This window comes from Dietzia timorensis (assembly GCF_020742175.1).
GTDB lineage: Bacteria > Actinomycetota > Actinomycetes > Mycobacteriales > Mycobacteriaceae > Dietzia > Dietzia timorensis_A.
The window spans coordinates 1-3,786 of record NZ_DYXM01000165.1; the positions used below are offsets into that span (position 1 = coordinate 1).

Annotated in this window: 4 protein-coding genes and 1 pseudogene; 3 read left to right on the forward strand and 2 right to left on the reverse strand. The window is 68.3% G+C overall.

Annotated elements, in window-relative coordinates; genetic code table 11:
* The 3 genes from K8V11_RS08635 to K8V11_RS08645 form a co-directional block, all read left to right on the forward strand.
* On the forward strand, nucleotides 1-1,998 hold a 1,998-nt coding region (locus K8V11_RS08635; protein ID WP_303912809.1), incomplete at its 5' end, for a beta-ketoacyl synthase N-terminal-like domain-containing protein.
* Between the two features lie 85 nt (nucleotides 1,999-2,083).
* Nucleotides 2,084-2,449, forward strand: coding sequence for a holo-ACP synthase (locus tag K8V11_RS08640; protein WP_303912818.1), 366 nt, complete (start codon nucleotides 2,084-2,086; stop codon nucleotides 2,447-2,449).
* Nucleotides 2,450-2,486: 37 nt separating this feature from the next.
* Entirely contained in the window at nucleotides 2,487-3,044 is a 558-nt protein-coding gene (locus tag K8V11_RS08645) for a GNAT family N-acetyltransferase (protein ID WP_303912812.1), read from the forward strand.
* Nucleotides 3,045-3,130: 86 nt separating this feature from the next.
* On the opposite strand, the gene K8V11_RS08650 is transcribed toward K8V11_RS08645, so the two are convergent.
* Entirely contained in the window at nucleotides 3,131-3,247 is a 117-nt protein-coding gene (locus K8V11_RS08650) for a methionine/alanine import family NSS transporter small subunit (RefSeq protein WP_303912815.1), read from the reverse strand.
* A pseudogene (locus K8V11_RS08655) lies at nucleotides 3,244-3,786 on the reverse strand (sodium-dependent transporter); the annotation flags it as partial. The pseudogene K8V11_RS08655 and the gene K8V11_RS08650, both read right to left, overlap by 4 nt.

The window sequence follows — 3,786 nt, forward strand, 5'->3', positions numbered from 1 at the left end:
CTGCCCGATTCGCGTCCCGACTGGGGCACGGTCGAAGCGGACCTCGAGGACATGGTCGTTATCGTCGGCACGGGCGAGCTCGGGCCGTACGGCTCGGCGCGCACCCGCTTCGAGGCCGAGGTATCCGGTGAGCTGTCCGCAGCCGGCATCGTCGAACTCGCCTGGTCGACCGGGCTCATCGAGTGGGAAGACGGCCCGAAACCGGGCTGGGTGCTCACCGAGAATTCCGAGCCGATAGCCGAGGCCGACATCGCCGAACGCCTCCGCGAGGAGGTCATGGCGCGCGTCGGCATCCGGCGCTATGCCGATGACGGCGAAATGCTCGCGGGCACCTCGCCTGCGCTGTCCTCGGTGTTCCTCGATGAGGACCTGTCCTTCGTCGCCTCCGACGAGGCCGAGGCCCGCGCCTACGCCGAGGCCGACCCGGGCAATACAGCCGTAGAGTTCGATGCCGAGGCAGGCGAGTGGACGGTGACCCGCAAGGCCGGCACCGAGATTCGCGTGCCGCGTCGCACGACGCTCACCCGAGTCGTCGGCGGGCAGATCCCCACCGGGTTCGACCCGGCGGCGTGGGGCATCCCGGCCGAGATGGTCGACTCCATCGACCGTGTCGCCGCATGGAACCTCGTGGCCACCGTGGACGCGTTCCTGTCCTCGGGCTTCAGCCCGGCGGAGCTGCTTTCGAACGTGCACCCGGCGGATGTCGCGAACACGCAGGGCACAGGCATGGGCGGCATGTCCGCGATGCGCAGCCTCTACATCGACGGCATCCTCGGGCGCCCCCGCCAGGGTGACATCCTGCAGGAGGCACTGCCCAACGTCGTCGCCGCGCATGTCATGCAGTCCTACGTCGGCGGATACGGCTCGATGGTGCATCCGGTCGCGGCTTGCGCCACGGCAGCGGTGAGCGTCGAGGAAGGCTTCGACAAGATCCGCGGTGGCAAGGCGGAGTTCGTCGTCGCCGGCGGCTTCGACGACCTGTCGATCGAGGGAATCCAGGGGTTCGCCGACATGTCGGCGACCGCTGACTCGGCGGAGATGGCCGCGAAGGGCATCGACGAGCGCTATTACTCCCGTGCCGGCGATCGGCGCCGCGGAGGCTTCGTCGAATCTCAGGGCGGCGGCACGGTCCTGCTCGCCCGCGGCGACGTCGCGGCCGAGCTCGGCCTCCCCGTGCACGGCGTCGTCGCGTGGGCCGCCTCCTACGCGGATGGTGCGCACACCTCGATCCCGGCGCCCGGCCTGGGCGCGCTCGGCGCGGGCCGTGGCGGCTCACGGTCGCAGCTCGCCCGGAACCTGGCAAAGCTCGGTATGACGGCGGACGATCTCGCCTTCGTGTCGAAGCACGACACGTCGACCAAGGCCAACGATCCCAACGAAGCCGATCTGCACGAGCGCCTCGCCGAGGCGCTGGGACGAACTGCGGGAAATCCGCTGTTCGTGGTCTCGCAGAAGACCCTGACCGGACATTCGAAGGGTGGCGCCGCGGCATTCCAGCTCACCGGGCTGTGCCAGGTGCTGCGCTCGGGCGTACTTCCCCCGAACCGCTCGCTCGACTGCCTCGACGACGCCATGGCCGGCGCCGAGCATCTCGTGTGGCCGCGGCAGCCGCTGCGGCTCGGCGAGTCGATGCCGCTGCGCGGCGCGCTTCTCACCTCGCTCGGCTTCGGGCACGTGTCCGGCCTCATCGCCGTCGCCCACCCGGAGGCCTTCTACCGGGCGGTTGAAGCGCAGCGCGGAGCCGAGACGGCCGAGGCCGCCCGCGAACGCGCCGCCGTGCGTGAGCGTGAGGGCGCGTGGACGCGAGTGCGCGGCATCTACGGCGGCGCGCCGCTCTACGAGCGCCCGGTCGCTCGCCGCCTCGGCGAGGGCAGCGCCGCGGAAATCAAGGACTTGGAAGCGGCCATGCTGCTTTCACCAGACTCCCGAGCTGATGCAGACGGGGTGTTGTCTGCATCGGGTGGCCTCATAGGTCGCCACTCGGTAGGCCAGGAGTGAGGACCTGGTGAACACGCGGGAAGGGCGTGTTGGCGTTAAGGGCGTCGGGGTTGACGTAGTCGACCTCGGCGCCTTCGCCGCGTCTATGGCCGAACCGGGCACCCGGTTCGCGGGCGTATTCAGCGCCACCGAACGCAGGCAGGCGCGCGACGCCGCCGAGCGGCGGGGCGCGCCTAGTGACGTCGCCCGGCATCTCGGCGCACGGTGGGCGGCGAAAGAAGCATTCATCAAAGCGTGGTCGGAGGCCCTCTACGGGCAACCTCCACCGATCGCACTCGAGGACGTGCGGTGGCCGGAGATCTCCATCGTCTCCGATGCCTGGGGGAGACCCGCCATTCGCCTGGGAGGCCGGATAGCCGATGCGGTCCGCGCGAGCCTCGGCGAGGTGCAGATCAACATCTCCCTGAGCCACGAGGGCGAGACTGCGACAGCCTACTGCGTACTCAGTTGATAGACGGTCCGGGAACGACAAAAGTACGCTCGGCAGCATGACGTATGCCGGTGACAAGCGGGACGAGATCACGATCCGGGCAGAACGCCGCGGGGACGAAGGCGCGATCGACGCTGTGACCCGGGAGGCATTCGCGGGCGCCGAGTATTCGGACGGCACCGAGCAGGATGTCGTCGCCGCGCTTCGCGGCACTGGGGCCCTGACGGTCTCGCTCGTCGCCGAATCCGGCGGCGAGATCATCGGGCATGTTGCTGCGTCCGCGGTCCGGCTGGACCCGCCGGCAGCGGGCGAGTGGTATGGAATCGGACCGCTGTCGGTGCGGCCCGATATGCAGAAGCAGGGGGTTGGCGCGGCACTCATGAAGGCAGTGCTCGAGCGGCTCGGCGAACTGGGCGCGGCCGGGGTCGTTCTCCTCGGCGACCCCGAGTACTACCGGCGTTTCGGCTTTGTCCTGGCCGCGCCGTTGCGATTTCGCGGCGCCCCCGCCGAATACTTCCAAGCCATGTTCTTGGGGACCGGCGAGGAGATCGGTCCGGAATTTCCGGCGTCCGACGTCATATATGACGATGCGTTCGGCGTGGACTCCGAGGCCTAGAAGATTGGCGAATGACGGCGGCCCGCCTGCTCGCGAGTGGAGCTGGCGGGCCGCCGGGCAGGGGAGAGAGTTCGGGCACTGGGTGCCTAGACTTCGTCCTCCGGCTCATCCGGGTGGATGACGAAGTTGTAGATGCTCAGAACCAGTCCGCCCCAGATAATGAGGAGGAACAGGATCATCATGATCACTGCGATGCCGGTCATTTGGTGGCCTCCAGGTTCTTGTTTTCGAGCTGCGGGTCGATACCGGGCACCCCGGTGAGCTCCAGGCCCTTCTTCCACGGGGTGAAGGTGAGAGCGATGCCGAGGACGAGCACCATTGCGATGGCGCCCCAGCCCCAGGTGTTGACGACCGCGTCCGGATACTCCTCGTAGCCCTCGACGATGAAGTCGCGAACCGTGAAGAACAGGGTGACCGCGAGCACGATGACCGTGGCGGCGAGGAACACGAACCACGTGTTGCCGACGCGCCACGACGAGACCGCGTTGAGGTGATCGCGCTGGCCCTGCAACTTGCCCGTGAGGGCGACCGCGAGGATCGAGATGAGGGCGCAGGCGACGATGCCGACCTGGTTGGAGAACGCGTCGAGGGTGTCGAGCGTCATCAATCCCGTGGCCGTCGGCATGAGGAGCAGCGAGATGATCGCCAGCGGCACGCAGACGAGCAGAGTGCCGTTGACGCGGTTGATGTTGAGCTTGTCGCGCACGGCGGCGATGACGACCTCGACGATGGAGATCATCGA